Here is a 21,136-nt window from a genome sequence, read left to right on the forward strand (position 1 = left end):
TCAGTGAAACTGGGCCAGATGGGTGAAGACCTGGGGCAGGGAGTGCTCCAGCTCAGCCAGCAGTCTGCCGGCCTCTTGCTCATCTTCCCGGCGACAGGCGGACTCCAGATCCATCACCTGCTGATAGCTGGGTTTGGCGCCATAGCTGCCACAGGACGATTTCATGCTGTGGGCAAGACGCGCCAGGGCTGACCAGTCCCGCTGCTCAAAAAGCGGTCTTAATTGGGCCAACTGCTCGCCTACCTCTTCGACAAACACCGAGATGACGACCGGCATCATCTCGTGACCGATATCATCTGCCAGTTGTCGCAGCACTTTCTGATCCAGCCACTCCATCTTCTCTTCCCTATGATGGTATTCAAACAGACCACAATATAGCGGACCCACAGCCCCGCTGTCACCCGTCCTTCGGGCATGCCCGTATCGCTCCGGATGCTCTTGCGACACCAGAATGTGAGCAGCTTCAAGTTATCGGTATGTCAGTCAGAATGGAGAGAGATAAAGGTTGTCACAAAATTAACATTAAAGTAACAATGCAACCCATGAGAATGATGCGGCTCAGCAACACCTCTCTCATCCCTTTTTGCCTGTATGGCTGCTGCGAAGAACCAGGGTAGACATCTACCCTGGTATTTTTTATTTCTGGTTCAACAAGTTGGCTGCATTGCCATATTCCAGCTCGCCCAGCCTGAACAGGCAGAACTCCCCGGGCACCATCTTCACCCAATTCTCGTTGCCGGTGAGCGGCCGGGTGGCGATCAGGGTCACCACATCGTTCGGCGTGGTTTCACTCTGAAAGTCGATGGCCACATCCTCATCCAGCAGACGGGCTTCGCCAAAGGGAGCCCTGCGCGTCAACCAGTAAAGGTTGTTGCTGCAATAGGTCATCACGAACTCTCCGTCCGACAGCAGCATGTTGAACACCCCGAGCCCGCGCAGCTCGTCGCACAGGGTCGCGAGGTAACGGAACATGGCGGGGAAATTTGCCGGCCGTTTGGGGTACTTGTGCTCCAGCCTGTCGAGCAGCCAGCAGAAGGCGTGCTCGCTGTCGGTGTCGCCGACCGGACGGTGGCGCCCGGTCGGCAGCTTCTTGTAACCGGTCAACTGGCCATTGTGGGCAAAGGTCCAGTAACGGCCCCACAGTTCGCGGGTAAAGGGGTGGGTGTTTTCCAGGGAGACACACCCCCGGTTCGCCTGCCGGATATGGCTGACCACGGCACGGCTCTTGATGGGCAGTGCCTGGACCAGCTTGGCGATGGGAGACTGGGCACTGGGTTCGGGATCCTTGAAGGTGCGAAAACCCCGCCCCTCATAGAAGGTGATCCCCCAGCCATCCTTGTGGGGACCTGTCTTGCCTCCCCGCAGCATCAGCCCGGTAAAGCTGAAGCAGATGTCGGTCGGCACATTGGCACTCATGCCGAGCAGTTCGCACATATACCATCCACTCCCTGAATATCTTGACTCTGGTTTCGTCAATCAACCGTCACTGCTGGATGAGAGGGCCGGGATGGTCGCCCATCACCCCCTCTCAATCCCGGATCGTTGATTACTTGGCCATCTCTTTTTCAACCAGCTGGATCAGGATGTGGATCACCTTGATGTGCACTTCCTGGATGCGGTCGGCATAACCGAAGTGCGGCACACGGATCTCCACATCGGCCAGACCAGCCATCTTGCCGCCGTCCTTGCCGGTCAGGGCAATCACCTTCATCCCTTTGGCATGGGCCGCCTCGATGGCTTTGAGGATGTTGCCGGAGTTGCCGCTGGTGGAGATGCCGAGCAGCACGTCACCACGGCGGCCGACGGCCTCCACATAGCGGGAGAAGACATAGTCATAGCCAAAGTCGTTGGAGACGCAGGAGAGGTGGCTGGGATCGGAGATGGCGATGCCGGCATAGCCTGGGCGGTTCTCGCGGTACCGACCGGTCAGCTCCTCGGCAAAGTGCATGGCATCGCAGTGGGAGCCGCCGTTGCCGCAGGAGAGTACCTTGCCTTCCTGCTTGAAGGAGTCGGCGAGCAGCTTGGCCGCCGCCTCGATGTTTTTCAGATTTTGCTCATCTGCCAGGAACGCCTGAAGCACGCTGGCAGCTTCGGTCAACTCATTGCGGATCAGTTCTTGGTACATGGTTCTTGAAATCTCGTCGTCCAACATAGGGTGGCGGCATTGTCGCACAAGCCAGTCCAATCGTCGCCCCCCGCCCGCCAAGATGGGGCGGGCAGCGCGTTATGCCGATCACAGAGCCAAGGTAACAGGCTTGTAAACAGCTTGATAAGTTTGTGCGTATGAATTACAACAGGGGCCACATCCAACAGGTCAGACCTCTGGATCAGTTAACGCCAATTTCCCAACCTCGGCAATTCATGCAAGGAGCAAACAATGACGACGACCCTCACTCTGCTCGGGGTGATCCTGGTGATCGGCGCCATGGCCTATCGCCGTGCGTCCCTGTTCACCGCCACGCTTGCCACGGCCGCCGCCCTGGTCGCCGGCACCTTCTATGGCCATGTGCCCCTGCTGGTGTGGGCGCTGTTCGCGGTGATAGCCCTGCCCCTCAATCTGGTGGAGTTTCGCCGCAACCAGCTGACCAAGCCGCTGTTCAAGATCTACAAGTCCATCATGCCGGAGATGTCCCGAACCGAGAAGGAAGCCATCGAAGCGGGGACGACCTGGTGGGAAGCGGATCTGTTTGCCGGCAACCCGGACTGGAAGAAGCTGCACGCCATTCCGGTCAGCACGCTGTCTGCCGAAGAGCAGGCCTTCATGGACGGTCCGGTTGAAGAAGTGTGCCGCATGGTCAACGACTGGGAAGTGACCCACGAGCGTGCCGATCTCTCTCCCGAGGTGTGGCAATACCTGAAGGACAACAAGTTCTTCGCCATGATCATCAAGAAGAAATATGGCGGGCTGGAGTTCTCCGCCTACGCCCAGTCCTGCGTGCTGCAAAAGCTGTGCGGCGCCAGCGCCGTGCTCGCCTCCACCGTCGGCGTTCCCAACTCCTTAGGGCCGGGTGAGCTGCTGCAACACTACGGTACTGACGAGCAGAAGGATTACTATCTGCCCCGTCTGGCTGTCGGCAAGGAGATCCCCTGTTTCGCCCTGACCAGCCCGGAAGCGGGTTCTGATGCGGGCTCGATTCCCGACTTCGGCATCATCTGCAAAGGCGAGTGGGAAGGGGAAGAGGTGCTCGGCATGCGCCTGACCTGGAACAAGCGCTACATTACCCTGGCTCCCATCGCCACCGTACTCGGCCTCGCCTTCAAGCTGCGTGACCCTGACCACCTGCTGGGTGAGGAAGAAGAGCTCGGCATCACCTGCGCCCTCATTCCGACCCACATCAAGGGGGTCGACATCGGCCGTCGCCACTTCCCGCTCAACGTGCCGTTCCAGAACGGCCCGACCCGCGGCAAGGACGTGTTCGTCCCGCTCGACTTCATCATCGGCGGTCCGGCCATGGCCGGTCAGGGCTGGCGCATGCTGGTGGAGTGTCTCTCCGTCGGTCGCGGCATCACCCTGCCCTCCAACAGCACGGGCGGCGTCAAGATGCTGGCCCTGGCCACCGGTGCCTACAGCCGCATCCGTCGCCAGTTCAAGCTGCCGATTGGCAAGATGGAAGGGATTGAAGAGCCGCTGGCACGCCTGGGTGGCAACGCCTACATCATGGGCGCCGCCGCCAAACTGACGGTCACCGGCATCGATCTCGGTGAAAAACCCTCGGTCATCTCCGCCATCGTCAAGTACCACCTCACCGACCGCGCCCAGAAGTGCATCATCGATGCCATGGACATCCATGGCGGCAAGGCCATCTGCATGGGGCCGAACAACTATCTGGCCCGTGGCTATCAGGGGGCGCCCATCGCCGTGACCGTCGAAGGTGCCAATATCCTGACCCGCAGCATGATCATTTACGGTCAGGGAGCCATCCGTTGCCACCCTTACGTGTTGCCGGAGATGCTGGCAGCCAGCCACCCCGACAAAGAGCAGGCGCTGAAAGATTTCGACAAGGCGATGTTCAGCCACGTGGGCTTTGCCATCAGCAACCTGGTGCGCAGCTTCTGGCTGGGGCTGACCGGTGCCCGCTTCGCCGCAGCGCCCTACAAGGATCAGACCAAGGGCTACTATCAGCAGCTCTCTCGCCTCTCCGCCAACCTTGCCTTCCTGTCAGACATGGCGATGGGCACCCTGGGTGGCGAGCTCAAGCGCAAAGAGCGGGTCTCTGCCCGCCTCGGCGATGTGCTGAGCCAGCTCTATCTGGCCTCCAGCGCCCTCAAGCGCTATCAGGATGAAGGACGCCAGCAGGCCGACCTGCCGCTGCTGCACTGGGCACTGCAAGACGCTCTGTTCAAGGCTCAGGAAGCGATCGACGAGTTGCTGCGCAACTTCCCGAATCGCTGGATTGGTCTGGCCCTGCGCGCCATCGTGCTGCCCCTTGGTCGCGACCTGAAGCGTCCCTCCGACAAGCTCGACAGCCAGGTGGCCCGCCTGCTCCAGGTGCCAAGTGCCACTCGCAGCCGTCTGGCCGAGGGCCAATATCTGACGCGCGAGGAGGGCAACCCCTTCGGGCTGCTGGAACAGGCGCTGGACGATGTGCTGACCGCAGAGCCACTGTTTGACAAGGTGTGCAAAGCCGAAGGGAGCAAACGCCCCTTCACCCAGCTCGACAAGGTGGCAGAGGCGGGCCTGAGCCTCGGTGTCATCGACCAGGCCGAAGCGGACCTGCTGCGGCGCGCCGAGGAGAGTCGCCTTCGCACCATCAACGTCGATGACTTCGATCCCGTCGACCTGGTGGCCAACAAGGCACTGTTTGAAGCCTCCGCTTATCACAGGGCAGCTTGATGCCTCTGATGCCAGAACGCCTCCCTTGTGGAGGCGTTTTTCATGAAAGGGCTGGTGGATGGCATCCGATACAAAGAAAGAGAAACCGACTGGATCATATTTTGGATATCAATCCGTTTCCTATATTGAATGAAGCGGTTAAGGTAAGCACAGGATCACACACAGGATTGCATAATGGATGATCAAATCCTGATTATTGATGATGAAGATCTTCCCCAATCAGCACCGCGTCCCGCCGGCTGGAAGGTGATGATAGTGGACGATGAACCCGAAGTGCATCGCATCACCAAAATCACCCTGAACAAGTTTGAATTCGACGGCAAGCCGATCGATTTTCTGCACGCCTACTCTGCGGCTGAAGCCAAAGCCTTGCTCGCCCTCACCCCGGATGTCGCCCTGCTGCTGCTCGACGTCGTCATGGAGGTCGATCATGCCGGTCTCGAGGTGGTCAAGTTCGTGCGCGACGAGCTGCAAAACAAGATGGTGCGCATCGTGCTGCGAACCGGTCAGCCCGGCCAGGCCCCGGAAGATGACGTGGTGACCAACTACGACATCAACGACTACAAGGACAAGACCGAACTTACCTCCCAGAAACTGCGCACTCTGTTGCGCTAGCCTGCGTTCTTACCGGGACATCCGAACCCTTGAGAGCAATCGACAGGGGCTGGAGAAGGTCATCGAGGCGTCCAAGGGGATCTTCGAGCAGCGTGCCCTGCGCCAGTTCGTCGAAGGAGCCCAGACCCAGCTCAGCGCCCTGCTCAATCTGGAAGAGTCCCAGATTTACGATGTGAAGCACCTGGCGTATGAGGTGCGGGATCAGGTGCTCGAGCCTCTGCTCAGCGATGGTCCCATGCTGCGCCTCGTCGATGCGCCGGAAATACTGCGCTGTGCCATGGCCAAGGGAGCCAATGTCTACGATGGCAACCAGATGGTGCTCTATTGCCAGAATGCCCGTCATCACCTGCTGTTCCACATCGAGACCACTCGCCCGCTCAGCCAGATGGATACCGGGCTGCTGAGCCTGTTCACCGAAAACATCATAGTGGCGCTGGAGAATATCCGGCTCAACGAGGTGATCGGTGACAACCAGCGAGAGATCATCTATCGCATCGGCGAACTGGTGGAGAGCCGCTCGAAAGAGTCCGGCTTGCACGTCAAGCGGGTGGCCCTCTACACCGAATTGTTCTGCAAGCTGCTCGGCATGAATGAGGACAGGTGCGAGCTCATCAAGCGTGCCTCTCCCCTGCACGACATCGGCAAGGTGGGGATCCCGGACGCCATCTTGCACAAACCGGGCAAACTCACTCCCGAGGAGTGGGAGATCATGAAAACCCACGCCCAGCTTGGGCAGGACATGCTCTCCGGCAGTGACCTGGCCCTGTTCCAGATAGGCGCCACCATCGCGGGCAACCATCACGAGAAGTGGAATGGCAGCGGCTATCCCCGCGGGTTGAAGGGAGAGGACATTCCGCTGGAAGGACGCATCGTCGCCCTGGCGGATGTGTTCGATGCCCTGGGCTCGGATCGTTGCTACAAGCAGGCCTGGCCGCTGGATCAGGTGCTGGCGCTGATCAAGGAGGAGAAAGGAGAGCACTTCGACCCCCTCCTGGTGGACCTGATGCTGGCCAATCTGGAGAAGTTCCTCGATATTCGCGAGCAGTACAAAGACATCTATATCGGCGCTCACTGATATCGGATTCACCCCATCCACTTGCCACCATGAAGAAGCCGCCCATTGGGCGGCTTCTTTGCAATGTGCGCGGAATTATTGCTCCGGCAGATTGAGATCCAGTTTGGGGGTTGCTGGCGTCTCTTCAAGTTGCGCCTTCTGCGCCGCCATCGCCTTGTGCAGGGTGCGGCGCTTTTGCAGCAGAATGAAACCACCGGCCCCCAGCAAGAGCAGCAACACGCCACCTCCCCCCAGCGCCCAGGGCAGCCAGACCGGACTCTCCCGCTCCTCGAACCGGTCGGGGGTGGCGGCGGATGCAGGCATGGCCGCAGAGAGTGCGGGAGGGGGGGGAGGCGGTGCTATGGTGAACGACTTGGCCGGCAATTGCAGTTGCACCTCGCGACCGAGCCGGGTTGTTCCAAAGAGGGTGGCCTCCACCTTGTACTGCCCTGCCGCCTTGAGGGCGGAGAGATCCACGCCAAAACGCGGCGCTGTCGCCACCTCGTTGAACGTCATGCTACTGCCGCTGCCGTCGATGGCCTTGCCCTGGATGACCACGGAGGCGGGATCCAGTTCATCCACATCGATGACCAGAGAGAGCTTGGCTCCCCCCTCCCCGGAGGGGGGATTCAGGGAATAGCTGACCGGCCAGGGGTAGAGCAGCACCTGCTGTGACTGGGCTCGTGAGAAGACCTCATTGCCGGTGCTGAAGAGGGCTCGGTATTTTCCCGCAGGGACGTCCAGTACCGCCTCGGCGGTCAAGATACCGTCCCCCGGCACTTCGTCCACCCCCTTGCCATCATCCATGTAGCGTCCCAGGGTCTCCTCGAACACGGGATCCCCGCTCTGGCTGGCATCGTTGAACTGCTGCAGCTTGACGGTCATGCCCAGATCGGTGAGGTAGTAACCCGCCCCAGGCGCCGCGCCATCGATCAGCAGACGGGATTGCAGTTTGACACGCTCACCCTGATAGAGGCGGGCCGGCAGCGGCTCGCTCTCGACCTGGATGTCGGTGAGCAGGCGCACCCGATTGTCGGGGTCCACCTCCCCGATCGCCTGCCAGGGGCCGGGCATGGGGTCGCGGATGGTGATGAGATCCTGATCCTTGAGGGGCAACCAGCCCACGTCGGGCGGCTTGACCTTGCCCACATAGAGCTTGCTGCCATCGGGTCGCACCAGGATCACCGAGGGCGTCCCCGGCTTGCGCTTGATGATGAAGGTGATCTCCTTCACGCCGTAATCGATGCGAAAGCGGTTGTCGAGCAGAGGAATGTCGGAAGGCGCAAACACCTCGTTGGCCGCGGCCGGGAGGGAGGCCAGCAGCAGCAGCCCCCAAAGCGATCTCATTGCCGCCACAGGCAGGCACCTCCTTTTTTCTGTACCAGATCCAGCCTCGCTTCATGGACAGCCGCCACCTCGTCGCTCGCGCGCACCACCCTGAGCGGTGGGCGATTGCTCTCCAGACGACGAATGCCGGTATCCTGGTTGGTCTCGCTCTCGCTGGTTTCGCTCGCCAGATTGAGTTTGGTCTGGCCACCCGTCATCAGGAGGTAGACGTCCGCCAGGATCTCCGCATCGAGCAAGGCACCGTGCAGGGTACGGTGAGAGTTGTCGATGCCGTAGCGATCGCACAACACGTCCAAGTTATTGCGCTTGCCCGGGAAGAGATCCCGCGCCATCGCCAGGGTATCCGTGATGCCGCAGATATCCGCCGTCTTGAAGTTCAGACCGAGCTTGCTGAACTCATAGTCCATGAAGCTCACGTCAAAGGGGGCGTTGTGGGCGATGAGCTCGGCGCCGCGAATGAACTCGATGAAATCGTCCGCTATCTGGCTAAAAGAGGGCTTGTCCGCCAGGAAGGCATCCGTGATGCCGTGCACGGCGATAGCCTCGGGGTCCACCAGCCGATCCGGCTTGATGTAGACGTGGAAATGGTTGCCGGTGAGTTTGCGGTTGATCACCTCCACACAGCCGATCTCGATGATGCGGTGCCCAAGATAGACAGGGCCGCCCGCGGTGTTCATGCCGGTGGTTTCGGTATCCAGAATGATCTGGCGATTCAGTTGGGGTGTGCTCATGATCAAATCCATGTCAAACTTCGGTTTTACTCGCTAGTTTACCCCAAGCCTCTCGCTAAAACAGATTGATTGCTCATGTTGAAACAGATTGATTTATTCACGGATGGCTCCTGCTTAGGCAACCCGGGCCCCGGCGGCTATGGTGCTGTCATGGTCTATGGCAAGCATCGCAAGGAGATCTCCGCCGGTTTTCGATTGACCACTAATAACCGGATGGAGCTGATGGCCGCCATCATGGGGCTGCGGACCCTGAACGAACCCTGCCAGGTGCGGCTCACCACCGACAGCCAGTATGTGCGCCAGGGGATCACCCAATGGATCATCGGCTGGAAGAAGAAGGGCTGGATGACCGCCAACCGTCAGCCGGTCAAGAACGTCGATCTCTGGCAGGCCCTGGATGCGGAAGTGGTCCGTCACCAGATCGAATGGCTCTGGGTAAAGGGACACTCGGGCCACCCGGAAAACGAACGCTGTGACGAGCTTGCCCGTGAGGCCGCCAGCGGCAAGCAGCTTGCTGAAGACAGCGGCTACCAGCCCTGATGCCCGCTAGCCGCCCTGGCGCGCCATTCCTGGCGCGGCCATCGACTCCGGCAGCCGCCAGCGGCGACGTACCGGTGTCACGGGAAAACGCCGCTTGCGGGCGGCAATCACGTAAACAGACGCCAGAGAGCGGCAATAGTCCCGCCCCAGACTCTCCCGCCACCAGCCGATCTTGCTCTGCCTGCCCATGAAGGAGAAACCGAACCGCTCGTCGAACATCACCTCGCAGCCGAGCAGTTGTAGCCAGTCGGTCACCCGTGCGGGCGTGAACATGCGGGCAGACCAGGGCAGATGCCGCCGCATGAAGGGCAGATAGTGACCCAGCCCCACCAGGCTGAGCGGGTTGTAACCGCTGACAATGAGCCAGCCATCGTCGGTCAGCACCCGTTCTGCCTCCCGCAGCACCTGATGAGGATCCGGCGAGAAATCGAGGCAGTGAGCCAGCAGGCAGGCATCCACGCTCCCCGATCGCACCGGCAAGGCGAGCGGATCCCCCTGGATGTCCAGCAGCCGTCCGCCGGGGGCGACACCGATTTGATGACGAATGGTGGAACAGCCGCAGGAGAGTTCGGCGCTCAGGGCACCTATCTTGAGCAAGTGATAGCCAAAGAGGTGGGGGCACCAGTTGTCGAGGCGCTCCTGAAGCTCGGCGGCCACCCAGTCCCCCATGGGCAGTGCGGACCAACTGGTCGGAAGCGCGATCTGTTGTTCGGTACGTGCCAGTTGCATAATGGGACCAACTCGGGGGCGAATGCCATCCAGTTATATAAGATCCCTTCCTTAAAGAGAACACAAGAGACCTCGACCCATGTATACCGTCATCACAGTTCCCGCCTTCAGCGACAACTACATCTGGTTGATCCGTCATGAAAATCACTGTCTGGTCGTCGATCCGGGCGAGGCCGCTCCCGTGCTGGAGCGGCTGGCTGCGCTGGATCTGGTTCTGGATGCCATCCTCCTGACCCATCACCACCGCGATCACGTCGGGGGCGTATCCGAGCTGCTGCAACACTTCCCCCACGCTCGCCTCTATGGTCCCAAGCATGACCCCATGCCGGACCATCACGGCCAGTGGCTCGACGACGGGGATCAGATCAACTGGCATGGCCTGAGTCTGGATGTCCTCCATGTGCCCGGACATACCCTGGGGCACATCGCCTATTACGGCCAGGGCATGCTGTTTTGTGGCGATACCCTCTTCAGCGCCGGTTGCGGCCGTCTGTTCGAAGGGACCCCGGCACAGATGCACACTTCCCTGCAACGGCTCGCGGCACTGCCCGATGAGACCCTCCTTTATTGTGCCCATGAATACACGCTCTCCAACCTGCGTTTCGCCCATGCGGTCGAGCCCGACAACCTGGCGATCCAGCGGCAGATCGGCGTGATCAGCAAACTGCGTCAGCAGGGCCTCCCGAGTCTCCCCTCCCGGCTGGGAGATGAGCGGAATTTCAATGTTTTTCTGCGCTGCGAGCAGGACTCGGTAAAATTTTCTGCTGAGAAATACGCCCTTAAATGCTTGGAAAATCCAGAGGATACCTTCGCTGTTCTGCGGGCGTGGAAGGACGTTTTTTGAACAAACCTTGATCAGGGGGGCATTGCCCCTTATGATGCGAGCTGTTTTTCCACAGATGACCTGAGCGAGATGAAGCTACGAACGGCCTTATTGGCAGCGCTGTTTCTCAGCGGCTGTCAAAACCTGAGCCATCAGGATGACCGGGCGGTAACGGCAATCGAGCCGATCAAATCCCCCCAAGTCAGCAAGAAAACGTACAAAAAACACTCTTCGCGGATGCTGTTCGGCGACGAACAGATAGAAGAGCTGGATGACACTGATAACCTGTGGGTGCGTATCAGCGATGATATGCAGCTGGACTCGCACGATAATGCCCGGGTTCGCCAACAGCGTGATTGGTTGTTGCGCAATGATAAGCATATGGCGACCATTGCCAGCCGGGCTGAGCCCTACCTGTATCTGATGGTAGAGGAAATCGAACGGCGTGAGCTGCCAATGGAGCTTATTACCATCCCCATGATCGAGAGCATGTTCGATCCCAATGCCCGCTCCCGCAGCAATGCGGTCGGTCTTTGGCAGTTCGTTCCTGCAACCGGCAAGAATTTCGGCCTGCGCCACGACAACTGGTATGACGGTCGACGCGATGTCCTGGCATCCACCAATGCCGCACTGGATTACCTGGAGTACCTGAACCGGTTCTTCGATGGTGACTGGCTGCAGACCCTGGCCGCTTACAATGCCGGTGAAGGTCGGGTGCGCAACGCCATCACCCGCAACGAACGGGCTGGTCGTCCGACCGACTACTGGTCGCTGGACCTGCCCCGCGAAACCCGGATGTATGTGCCCAAGATCCTGGCCATGGCCGACATGATCCGCAATGCGGACAAATACAATGTCACCCTGCCGGTGCTGGCCAACAAGCCGCAATTGCGAACCATCAATACCGGTGGTCAGATTGATTTGAACGTGGCCGCCCAGCTGGCTGGCGTTTCCGCCTCCCAGCTCAAGGCGCTCAATCCTGCGCTCAAGCGTGGCATGACCTCACCGCAGGGCCCTTACAACCTGCTGGTCCCCGTCGAGTACGCCGACACCCTGGAGCTGGCCCTGGCCGATCTGCCCCAGCGTGAACGTACCCGTGGCGTGCGCTCCTATCAGGTCACCAGTGGTGATACGCTGTCACGGATCGCCCAGAATCACGGGGTGACCGTGCAACAGCTCAAGCTGGCCAATAACATGCGTGGCAACAACCTGCGCCGTGGCCAGAGCCTGATCATCCCCAATGGCGGGCGCGCAACCCAGGTTGCCCAGAGCAAGCCGCAGCAGCTCGCCAGCCGCAGTGGTGGCAAGGTCAACTATCAGGTGCGCTCCGGTGACAACCTGTGGAGCATCAGCCAGGCACACGGGGTCACCCACGCCGACCTGGCCAAGTGGAACGGCCTGAACGCCAAGTCGGCCCTCAAGCCTGGCATGAAGCTGGTGGTCTGGCCCAAGCAGGGCAAGAGCAGCAACAAGTCCATGGTCTATCAGGTGCGCCGCGGTGATTCCCTCTCCTCCATCGCAGCCCGCTTCCAGGTCGCCGTCAACGATGTGATGCGCTGGAACCAGCTCGGCAAGAGTGACTATCTCAAGCCGGGTCAGGAGTTGACTCTGTTCGTGAAGAACAACAGCTGATCGCTCGTCGCAATCCAAAAAATACCCCGCTTGATGCGGGGTATTTTTTTGTCTGCATGAACCAGCGGCTACGCCGCTCTCCCCTGAGGGATGACTCAGGGAGTGATGGCCTGGGCCGCAAAGCGCGCCAGAATGGGGTTGTGGTCAGAGGCATCGGTAGCCGGTGAACTCACCTCCACCAGATCCAGATTGCGATAGTAGAGGTGATCCAGCGGGCGGCCAAAAGCGGTGCGACGCAGATCAGGCACAGGTATGGCCTCCTGCAGGCCAAGCTCGCCCACCAGCTTGTTCAACCAGAACGCGCGCTTGTCGCTCCAGGTGTTGAAATCGCCGCCCAGGATGACCGGCCCCTGGTGGCGATGGATCAACGCAGTCAGATCGTTGAGCTGCTCGCGGAAGGTCGCCATGCCCAGTTCGAAATTGACCGCATGGAGATTCACCACCAGCACGCCGTCAGGATCCCCCTGCAAGGGATAGAGACTGACCAGACCTGACTTGGGGATACGCAGCAGGGGTTCGGGGGAACGGACGCCACAGACAAACGCCTGCGGCGTTTTCGCCACCGTCATCACGCCAAAGGAGACACCTCCCTGGGTGAAGGCCTGCAACTGCTGCCACTGGAAATCCCCTCTCTTCAGCCAGTCCAGCATCTCGGGCCGGGTCGCCGACTCTTGCAGCAGCACCAGATCCTGGGACTTGGCATACTCATCCAGCCCTTCCCGCCAGTTCTTGCGTTGTCCCTTGTAGAGGTTCCAGACGGTGATGCCAAACTCCCTCGGCAAGGCCGTGGAGGCGAGCGCCACCAGAGGCGGTCTGTCACAGCTTGCGCCAGGTATGATACCTGCCGCAGTCACCAGATGATCTTGATCCGGTACCTCGAAGCAACCGACCAGCCCCAACGTCAGCAGGGACGTTCCCAGAATCCGATAACTATTTTTCATTGGCTAACAATCACCTGCCTCTGCAAGACGACATGGCCCTCACACAGGCCACGGTCGCCGACTAGTCTCATTATTCGTGTCCGGCCCGACTCATCCAGAAGGAATTCAACGATGGCGAGACAGCACCAGTACCGCGTGACATTTTACGATCAACAGGGAACCTGTCATCAAGTGGAGCTTTCCACCGTCTATCAAATCAGGCGGGATCCCCAATGTGATCTCTGTCTGTTCGACACCCGGCAGTGCGTGGGGTCGGAAGAGATGCTGGAGCGCATGATACGGCAAAAAACCGGGCTTGAGCAGGAAATATCCATCATCAATGCCCGGCTCATCTGAGCAGACTCAGACCGGGACGGGGCGGGATTTGCCCTGATCGTCGATGGCCACATAGGTGAAGACGCCCTCGGTCACGCAGTACCGCTGGGCTTCGTTCTCCCGCAATACCGGCTTGACCCAGACCTCCAGCTTGAGTCGCATGGAGCTGCGACCAATCTTGAGGCAGCGACCGTAACAGCACACCACGTCACCCACCTTGACCGGGCTGTGGAAGGTCATCCCCTCCACCGAGACGGTACAGATGCGCCCTTTTGCCAGTTCCTTGGCCATGATGCCCCCACCTATATCCATCTGGGACATGATCCACCCACCGAAGATATCGCCATTGGGGTTGGTATCGGCTGGCATTGCCAGGGTTCTCAGCAACAGCTCCCCATCGGGGTGGCGCTTGGTCTCTTCCATCATTACCGCTCTCTTTATCATGGATGGCGGCATGATAGGGGGCGATCCCCCCCTTGGCAAACCTCAATTGTCCCGGAGCGCGCGCCGTATCTGGTTTGCACGCCAGATGACCGACTCCGGGGCCCGGATGGCGATGACCCGTTCAACCCTTCAAGGCCGCCCCGTCCGCAAACCAGTGGGCCGGATCCGGCCAGCGATAGACGAAACCAAGCTGCTGGCAGATGCGCTGGCCTTCAATGGGAGCAAACTCCCCCGCCGGCTCGACAAACTGAGGCGGCACCAGCCCGAGCAGGCGGCTCGCCAAGGGGTAGAGCTGCTCCCGGCGCGGGTGGACGGGGGCACTCAGATTGTAGGCATCCCCATCCTGCCCCCGGGCCAGCATCAGCTCACAGGCGGCCACCACGTCGTCCAGATGCACCAGGTTCACAGCCTGGCCTCCCCCGGCCAGCGTCTTGCCCGCCAGAAAACGGCCAGGGTGACGGTCAGGACCATAGAGTCCGGCCGGGCGCAAGATCATGGCGCAGTCAACATGTCCTTCCAGCACGGCAAGCTCGGCCGCCCGCATCCGCAAGCCTCTGTCATGGGCTGGAGCGGGCGTATCCTCCTCCCCCTGTCCGGCCCCCCAGACCGAAGTCGCGCTGATAAACAGAACCCTCTGAACACCCACCTCCCTCGCCTGTCGGCACAGGCTGGCCACGGATGCCGGGTAATCCCCGGTCTTGCTGGGGGGCACGCAGATCACCAGGTCATGACAGCGAAAAGGCAGTGATCCCATGTCAGGGGTGAGCAACAGCGGCCAGGCGGCAATACTCTCCCCCCGCAGCCGTTCAGCCTTTTCGGCCGTACTGACCGTCACCGCGACAGATTGCCCCTGCTCTTGCAATGCCCTGGCCAGGGGCAACCCCAGCCAGCCGGCGCCCACGATACCCGTCTGATACTCAAATTCGTTCGTCATACCCGGATCCTGACAAAAAAAAACGGCCATCCAATGATGACCGTCGAAAGTAACGAAGGAAATAGCCGGATTAACCGGTTACCTCCCACAGCGGGAAAATCGGGAGCGCACGCTCCTAATTCGTGGGCCTATCCTAGTGGCAGCGCGGTCAAAAAGCTTTGAAGCGGATCACAGTTGAAAAGGATTTCTGAAAGCGCTTTCACTGTTTTACAAAAAAGTCGACCCGCACGGGGCCAACTTCATGACTCAGGCCACAGATTCCCGCCGTACCAGTTCGGCTTCGAATTTGAGCGCCAGCCCCTCTACCGGCTTGTGATCCAGCAGCCTCAGGGCCAGCTCAGCGGCCCGCTCTCCCATCTCCTCGATGGGGTAACGTACCGTGGTGAGCTTGGGATAGATGTATCGGGCATAGGGGATGTCATCAAAACCGACCACAGAGACCTGCTGGGGGATCTTGTAACCCCGCTCCAGCAGACAGGAGATGGCCCCCGCCACCATGGCATCGTTGAAACCAAGCACAGCGCTGAACTCGACGCCGCGCGCCAGCAGCTCGCTCATGGCCACATAGCCACCTTTTTCGTCGGCATAGGCACGGCCGATGAGGGCAGGATCCAGCTCGATACCTGCCCGTTGCAGGGCGAAGCGATAGCCGGCCATCCGCTGCTGACCATCCACAAACTCCTCGTCATCGGAGGTGACGAAGGCAATCTTGCGATGTCCCGCGTCCAGCAGATGCTGGCAAGCCGTGGTGATGCCGGCCTGGTTGTCCAGCCAGACGCAGCGATCCTCGCAGCCTGGCACCTGACGGTTGATGAATACGATGGGGGTCGTGCCCGACGCCAGCTCGCTGAGCTCTTCGTCAGGCAGCGCCTTGCTGTGCAGGATCAGGGCATCGCACTGGCGCTGCAGCAGCGCCTGGATGGCGTGCCGCTCACGGGTCGCGTCGTGGTTGCCGGACACCACGATGGTGAACTTGTTCGCCTTGTCGACCATGCTTTCGATGCCGCGCATCATCTGGGCGAAGAAGGGGCCGCCACACAGATCCCCCACCAGCACACCGATACAGTTGGAGCGTTTGCTCACCAGGGCCTGAGCGAAGCTGTTTGGACGAAAGCTGAGTTCCTTCATGGCCGCGAGGACAGCCTCGCGCTTCTCGGGCGCCACCTGCGCCGTGTTGTTGATCACTCGAGACACTGTCGAAATGGAGACATTCGCCAGCTGAGACACATCTTTGATCGTTGCCACTCTCGATTCCTTTGTTGGAAAAGCCTGTCAGTGATGATCGGGCATTGTATCGAACCTGACAGACCAAGACGCGGCGCCCGATCACCTGGCAGGTTTCCTTTTGTAACAAAGCTTAAGGGATGATAACCATTCTGGGGCAAGAATGGGAGGCAGCCGCGACAACGACTGCCCCCGAACTTAATAGGCGTGATTCAGCTCGCGTTCCGACATGAAACGCAAAGGCTGCTGCAGCTTGTGTTGATAGATGAGATCGAAAGAGAGCACGTTCTGGACATAGTTGCGCGTCTCCCGATAGGGGATGCTCTCCACCCAGACATCCATCGGCTTGTTGTCGCTCTGCTCGCGCCAGCGCTTGACCCGACCAGGACCCGCATTGTAGGCCGCCGCCGCCAGGATCCGGTTGCCGTCATACACATCCAGCAGGCGCTTGAGGTAGGCGCTGCCAAGACGAATGTTCATGGCCGGGTCGAACAGTTGCTGCTCGTTGCGATAGGGCACCCCAAGCTTGCCAGCCGTCTCTCTCGCGGTGGCAGGCATCAGCTGCATCAACCCCCTCGCCCCGACCGGTGACTGGGCCAGGGGATAGAGTGCGCTCTCCTGACGGGAGATCGCGTAGAGCAGACTGGTGTTCATGGTGCGCTCTTGTGCCATCTGGGAGAAGGTGCGCTTGAGGGGCAGCGGGAAGCGCAGGTCCAGCGCATCCCAGGCCTCGGCACGGATGCTGGAGAGGATCGCCAGCTCGTGCCAGCCCTGGTTGAGGGCGATGTGGCCAAACTCCAGGCGCTGGGCCACGCTGTTGCGATCCATGTTGTGGATCCACTCAGAGCGGGCCGCCGTGATCTCGTTCATCGCCAGCAGTTCACGCACCCGCAGCAGGAAGGGCCAGCGGCGACTGGCACTTTGCCAGTCCGGCACCTTGTGCGCCACGCTCTGGTTCTTCATGCGATAGGGCACACCGGTGCGCTGGGCCGCCATGAAGCCGTAGAAGCCGCGCAGGTTCGCAGTCTCGAGATAGAGGTCCCGCGCCGGTTTCTGCCGCCCCTGTTTCTCCAGCGAGCGCGCCATCCAGTAACGCCAGCGATCCTCTTTTTGCAGCCCCATGGGCATCCGCTTGACCCAGCCTTCGAGGCCGCGCCAATCCTGCTCCCAGATGGCAAGACGGGCCCGCAGCTCCACCAGCTCCGGATCCTTGAGCCGCACCAGGGCCGTATCCAGCCAGGCACGCTGGTCAGAAGAGCGGTCCAGCAACAGGCGGCGGGCGGCCGCCTTCTCCACCCGATTCACCTCGGCATGGTTCAGGCCGAAGCGACGGGTCATCTCCCCCAGCTGGCGCAGAACCGCGTCGGGCTCCTGATTGGCGTAGCGGGCCAGCCCTAGGGAGAGCAGATGGCGCGACGGGGGCGCCGCCGTGAAGTTGGCCGGATTCATCGCCCGCACGGGTTGGTCATACAGGGCGATCATCTGATCGCCATACCCCTTCATGCCGCTGCCGAGCTGGGCACCGAGGTGGCGAATGAGGTTGGGGTTCTGGGCCTCGAAAGCCAGGTTCATGCGCTCCCAGATCTTCTCCTGAGTGCGCAGACCTGCCTGCTGCCAGAGCTGGAACAGGGGATCGCAGGCATCGGGCCTGGATTGACCGCTCAACCAGAGCTTGCCTGCCTCCTGCAGGGCTTCACTCTTGTGCCCCGTGTAGTAGCGGGCCTGATAGTGCTGACAGAGCAGGTCGGTGGAGCTTGGCTTGGCCGGATAGAAACGCAGAAACTGGGACCACTGCTGGCTCTGGGCAAGATAGGTGAGATAGCTGCGCTCGAGCCGGTTGGACTGGGGGGTGTCCCCGTGCTGGCGGATGAAGCGGGTCACATCGTTGTAGTCTGCCGCCCCGGGACGGAACGCAAGCTGGTAGTAATCCAGATAGGGCAGCAGCGGATAGTGGATCAGGCGTGCCCGAAGCTGGCTGAATTTGACCTGATCATTGGCACGCACGGCCTCATGGGCCTGGCGATAGAGAGACTGCTCCATGGTCTGCGCGAAGGCAGGAGCCAACAGCCCCGGCATCCAGAGCGCAGACAAGATGATTCCCTGCACGACTTTCACGAATGGCATTCTCCCCTTGAAGGCATAACCACCGCCAAAGTGCGGTGGTGACATACCTTCATTCTACCCGCTAAGCACGGGGGCTACGCCACACTATTTTTATCGGTGCAGACGGGGCGATCACCGCGTACCTGGCGGCTGACATAGCGTTCAAGGTAGGGAACAGGGAGCGGCTTGGAGGCGAGGTATCCCTGGAAGAAATGGCAGCCCTGCGCCTGCAGAAACTCCAGTTGCTGGCGGGACTCCACCCCCTCCGCCGTCACGTTGAACCCCATGTGGCGGGCCATGGCGATCACGGCCTCGACGATGGCCATGTTGTCACCATCCTTGGGAATGTCCTGGATGAAAGAGCGGTCGATCTTGAGTTCGTCAGCCGGCAGCCGCTTGAGGTAGCTCAGGGAAGAGTACCCCGCCCCGAAGTCGTCGATGGCAAAGCTGATGCCCAGGGTCTTGAGTTCCGCCATCTTGCTGATGGTGTCTTCCGCATGACCCAGCACCACCGACTCGGTGATCTCCAGGTTGAGGCAGGCGGGATCCATGCCGGTGGCCGCCAGCACATCGTGAATGCGATCGACGAAGTCGGGAGCATGGAACTGTTTGGCGCTCACGTTGACCGAGAGCTGGGGGACGTGGATCCCGTTCTCCTCCCAGGAGACGTACTGGGTACAGGCTTCGTGCAATACCCAGTTGCCGATGTCGACAATGAGATCCGTCTCCTCGGCAATGGGGATGAACTCGGCAGGCGACACCAGGGCACGCCCGGGGGGTTGCCAGCGGATCAGCGCCTCAACACCGATGATCTCCCCCCCCGCCACCATGTGCTGGGGCTGGTAGTGGAGAGTCAGTTCCCCATTGTCGAGGGCACTGCGCAGCTCGTTGTGAATGTGCAGACGCCGGTCGGCCTGCAACTGCATGGAGGCATCGAAGAAGCGCCGGGTCTTGCGGCCCGCCGATTTCGCCTGATACATGGCGGTGTCAGCCTGCTTGAGCAGATCCCCCGCCTCCTGCTCCCGACCGGGGAAGAGGGTGATGCCGACACTGGCGCCGATGTGCAGCACCTGGCCTCTGAAATCATAGGGGGCGGCGATCTCCCCGATGAGCCGCTCCGCGATGAGGTCGGCCTGCATCTCCGCCTGGGGCGGGCTGATGGAGAGCGCTGGCAGTAACAACACGAACTCGTCGCCGCCGAGACGGGCCAGACAATCCCCCTGGCGCACCAGCCGCTTGAGACGGCTGGCCACCTCCTTGAGCAGCCAGTCGCCGGTGGCGTGACCCAGGGAATCATTGATGGTCTTGAAGTGGTCGAGATCGATGAACAGCAGGGCCCCGATGAGGTGACTGCGATTTGCATCGGTGAACGCCTGGGTCAGGGTTTCGTGCAGCTGACGACGATTGGGCAGGCCGGTCAGCTCGTCATAGAAGGCGAGATCCTGAATGCGGCGCTCCGCCGCCTTGCGCTCGGAAATATCCTCGAAGAAGATGACATAGTGGCTGATCCCCCCCTTCTCATCCTGCACCGGCGTGACGATCTCCCACTGGGGATAGGCGTGACCGTCGGCGTGCAGGCGCAGGGTTTCCCCCTGCCATCGATCCAGGGCGTTGAGCTCGTAACCCAGCCCTCCCAACCCCGACCAGAGATCGTTGCCAAGATGCAGACCAATCACCCCCTGGTTGTCAAAGCCGGTGATCTGGCTGAAGGCGTAATTGACCCGCAGGATCTTGAACTCGGGATCCGTGATGATGATCCCTTCGTGAGTTTCAAAGGCCACCGCAGACAGCCGCATCAGGGCATCGCTTTGCAGGCGCTCCAACTCGGCCACCATGCGCACCGAGAAGATGGTCAGGACAGAGTCCAGATCCGTGGTCCGGGTCTGGCTTGGGAACAGCAGGGCGAGATGGCCCAGGATCTGACCGTTGCGATCGAGCAGCGGCTGGGCGTAATAGTGCTGGCCCGGGGGCAGGTCAGGATACCCGGTCAGGGGTTCACTCACGGGGACAGCGCAGGAGGCCCCCTGGCGATAGAGCTGCTGGCAGGGCATGTCACAGAGAGCATACTCCTTGACGTCGATGCCGTGGCTCGCCAGCACCCTGAGCCTGTCGAGACCGACCCGCTCCGTCAGCCAGACGGCAGTGGCTCCCAGGATATGGGCCAGCTCGTTGACCAGGGTCTGGCAAAAATCGAGCCCCGTCTTGGCGGAGAGCGCCTGCGCCAGCTTGGCCAGCAAGGGGGCCTGCAACATGGGAAGCGGCGGTGTCACGCCTGCGGGGGAGTTGGCGCGATCCATCTCGCGATGCATCATTTCGAGGGGGGCAAGCCAACCACAACAGAGCCCCTGTGCAGGCACATACTGACCGTACCAGAGCGCATGGTGTACCTTGCCGTCCTCATCGCGCAGGTGACCGATGAACTGGCCAGGCTGGCCGGAATCGTGGAGTCTTGCAAGAAAATCGGCGAAACCCGCTTCATCTTCCCGCTCAAGTTGGGTGGCCCAGGGGTGGGTTCCCTCCCCTGCCCAGGGTTCACAAGAGACATGATCAGACAGGCTCCATTGCCCATGCTGCCGATCATAAAACCACATCATCTGGGTGGCTTGCTGCTTCATCTACGACTCCAACCACTACAACCACGTTATCCACCCCGACTCCTGCAGAAAAGCATATCCGTTTGCGCGCATATCTCCACCGGCGCATGGCAATGATTTTGCGATGCGATGAGGCGATGTGGGTGGAGAAAATTCGAGACTATGCGGCAAAAACCAAACATCGGGTCGACACAAGGCGCTGCCGAGGGGGGACAGAAACGATCCTATTTGCTGATACTGCCTGCCTGTTTCACTGAGCTCAAGCGGTTTTTGGCA

General features: G+C 60.6%; 18 protein-coding genes and 1 pseudogene. 6 read left to right on the forward strand and 13 right to left on the reverse strand.

Annotated elements, in window-relative coordinates; genetic code table 11:
* From AB5Y70_RS11160 to lpcA, 3 genes are all read right to left on the reverse strand, one after another.
* Complete coding sequence (locus AB5Y70_RS11160) at positions 1 to 336, reverse strand: Hpt domain-containing protein (protein WP_010674144.1); 336 nt, start codon at positions 334 to 336, stop codon at positions 1 to 3.
* Between the two features lie 300 nt (positions 337 to 636).
* Positions 637 to 1,434 (reverse strand): class II glutamine amidotransferase, encoded by a 798-nt coding sequence (locus AB5Y70_RS11165; RefSeq protein WP_043154215.1) that lies wholly within the window; start codon positions 1,432 to 1,434, stop codon positions 637 to 639.
* A 112-nt stretch (positions 1,435 to 1,546) separates the two neighbouring features.
* Positions 1,547 to 2,125, reverse strand: coding sequence for a D-sedoheptulose 7-phosphate isomerase (gene lpcA / locus AB5Y70_RS11170; protein ID WP_049636345.1), 579 nt, complete (start codon positions 2,123 to 2,125; stop codon positions 1,547 to 1,549).
* Between the two features lie 252 nt (positions 2,126 to 2,377).
* On the opposite strand from lpcA, the gene fadE reads away from it, so the two are divergent.
* Both fadE and AB5Y70_RS11180 read left to right on the forward strand, forming a co-directional pair.
* Positions 2,378 to 4,834, forward strand: a complete 2,457-nt coding sequence (fadE, locus tag AB5Y70_RS11175) for an acyl-CoA dehydrogenase FadE (RefSeq protein ID WP_049636346.1) — start codon at positions 2,378 to 2,380, stop codon at positions 4,832 to 4,834.
* Between the two features lie 174 nt (positions 4,835 to 5,008).
* A pseudogene (locus AB5Y70_RS11180) lies at positions 5,009 to 6,524 on the forward strand (HD domain-containing phosphohydrolase).
* A gap of 75 nt (positions 6,525 to 6,599) precedes the next feature.
* Here the strand turns inward: AB5Y70_RS11180 and AB5Y70_RS11185 are convergent.
* Together AB5Y70_RS11185 and dnaQ are read right to left on the reverse strand one after the other, a co-directional pair.
* Positions 6,600 to 7,850, reverse strand: coding sequence for a TIGR03503 family protein (locus AB5Y70_RS11185; protein WP_043154211.1), 1,251 nt, complete (start codon positions 7,848 to 7,850; stop codon positions 6,600 to 6,602).
* Positions 7,847 to 8,581, reverse strand: a complete 735-nt coding sequence (gene dnaQ, locus AB5Y70_RS11190; protein ID WP_039038833.1) for a DNA polymerase III subunit epsilon — start codon at positions 8,579 to 8,581, stop codon at positions 7,847 to 7,849. Before dnaQ ends, AB5Y70_RS11185 begins: the two co-directional genes overlap by 4 nt.
* A 75-nt stretch (positions 8,582 to 8,656) precedes the next feature.
* Here dnaQ and rnhA point away from each other — a divergent pair, with 75 nt between their 5' ends.
* Positions 8,657 to 9,121: a ribonuclease HI gene (gene rnhA / locus AB5Y70_RS11195; RefSeq protein ID WP_043154208.1), complete on the forward strand. Its 465-nt coding sequence runs from the start codon at positions 8,657 to 8,659 to the stop codon at positions 9,119 to 9,121.
* Between the two features lie 6 nt (positions 9,122 to 9,127).
* On the opposite strand, the gene AB5Y70_RS11200 is transcribed toward rnhA, so the two are convergent.
* A complete protein-coding gene (locus AB5Y70_RS11200) occupies positions 9,128 to 9,850 on the reverse strand; it encodes a class I SAM-dependent methyltransferase (RefSeq protein ID WP_010674137.1) in 723 nt (240 codons plus the stop codon).
* A 79-nt stretch (positions 9,851 to 9,929) separates the two neighbouring features.
* Here AB5Y70_RS11200 and gloB point away from each other — a divergent pair, with 79 nt between their 5' ends.
* On the forward strand, positions 9,930 to 10,694 hold the full coding sequence (gene gloB, locus AB5Y70_RS11205; RefSeq protein WP_039038832.1) for a hydroxyacylglutathione hydrolase: 765 nt from the start codon (positions 9,930 to 9,932) through the stop codon (positions 10,692 to 10,694).
* Positions 10,695 to 10,781: 87 nt separating this feature from the next.
* On the opposite strand, the gene AB5Y70_RS11210 is transcribed toward gloB, so the two are convergent.
* The gene (locus AB5Y70_RS11210) at positions 10,782 to 11,054 is read right to left on the reverse strand and encodes a hypothetical protein (protein WP_010674135.1); all 273 of its coding nucleotides are present in this window, start codon (positions 11,052 to 11,054) and stop codon (positions 10,782 to 10,784) included.
* Between AB5Y70_RS11210 and AB5Y70_RS11215 the strand changes: the two genes are divergently transcribed.
* Complete coding sequence (locus AB5Y70_RS11215; RefSeq protein ID WP_223302529.1) at positions 10,983 to 12,305, forward strand: LysM peptidoglycan-binding domain-containing protein; 1,323 nt, start codon at positions 10,983 to 10,985, stop codon at positions 12,303 to 12,305. The two genes, AB5Y70_RS11210 and AB5Y70_RS11215, sit on opposite strands and share 72 nt — an antisense overlap.
* Before the next feature lie 95 nt (positions 12,306 to 12,400).
* Here the strand turns inward: AB5Y70_RS11215 and AB5Y70_RS11220 are convergent, their stop codons facing one another.
* The gene (locus AB5Y70_RS11220; protein ID WP_029314263.1) at positions 12,401 to 13,246 is read right to left on the reverse strand and encodes an endonuclease/exonuclease/phosphatase family protein; all 846 of its coding nucleotides are present in this window, start codon (positions 13,244 to 13,246) and stop codon (positions 12,401 to 12,403) included.
* 111 nt (positions 13,247 to 13,357) lie between these two features.
* Between AB5Y70_RS11220 and AB5Y70_RS11225 the strand changes: the two genes are divergently transcribed.
* Positions 13,358 to 13,582 carry a hypothetical protein gene (locus tag AB5Y70_RS11225; protein ID WP_010674132.1) on the forward strand — a complete coding sequence of 75 codons (225 nt, stop codon included), beginning with the start codon at positions 13,358 to 13,360 and terminating at the stop codon, positions 13,580 to 13,582.
* A 6-nt stretch (positions 13,583 to 13,588) separates the two neighbouring features.
* Here the strand turns inward: AB5Y70_RS11225 and yciA are convergent, their stop codons facing one another.
* From yciA to AB5Y70_RS11250, 5 genes are all read right to left on the reverse strand, one after another.
* Positions 13,589 to 13,987, reverse strand: a complete 399-nt coding sequence (gene yciA / locus AB5Y70_RS11230; RefSeq protein ID WP_029314261.1) for an acyl-CoA thioester hydrolase YciA — start codon at positions 13,985 to 13,987, stop codon at positions 13,589 to 13,591.
* Positions 13,988 to 14,126: 139 nt separating this feature from the next.
* On the reverse strand, positions 14,127 to 14,939 hold the full coding sequence (locus tag AB5Y70_RS11235) for an NAD-dependent epimerase/dehydratase family protein (RefSeq protein WP_049636347.1): 813 nt from the start codon (positions 14,937 to 14,939) through the stop codon (positions 14,127 to 14,129).
* 246 nt (positions 14,940 to 15,185) lie between these two features.
* On the reverse strand, positions 15,186 to 16,184 hold the full coding sequence (locus AB5Y70_RS11240) for a LacI family DNA-binding transcriptional regulator (protein WP_039038828.1): 999 nt from the start codon (positions 16,182 to 16,184) through the stop codon (positions 15,186 to 15,188).
* Between the two features lie 177 nt (positions 16,185 to 16,361).
* Complete coding sequence (locus AB5Y70_RS11245) at positions 16,362 to 18,278, reverse strand: transglycosylase SLT domain-containing protein (protein WP_049636354.1); 1,917 nt, start codon at positions 18,276 to 18,278, stop codon at positions 16,362 to 16,364.
* Between the two features lie 83 nt (positions 18,279 to 18,361).
* The gene (locus tag AB5Y70_RS11250; protein WP_043154202.1) at positions 18,362 to 20,881 is read right to left on the reverse strand and encodes an EAL domain-containing protein; all 2,520 of its coding nucleotides are present in this window, start codon (positions 20,879 to 20,881) and stop codon (positions 18,362 to 18,364) included.
* Positions 20,882 to 21,136: the final 255 nt, after the last annotated feature.

Source organism: Aeromonas sp. s1(2024) (assembly GCF_040908005.1).
Classification (GTDB): domain Bacteria; phylum Pseudomonadota; class Gammaproteobacteria; order Enterobacterales; family Aeromonadaceae; genus Aeromonas; species Aeromonas caviae.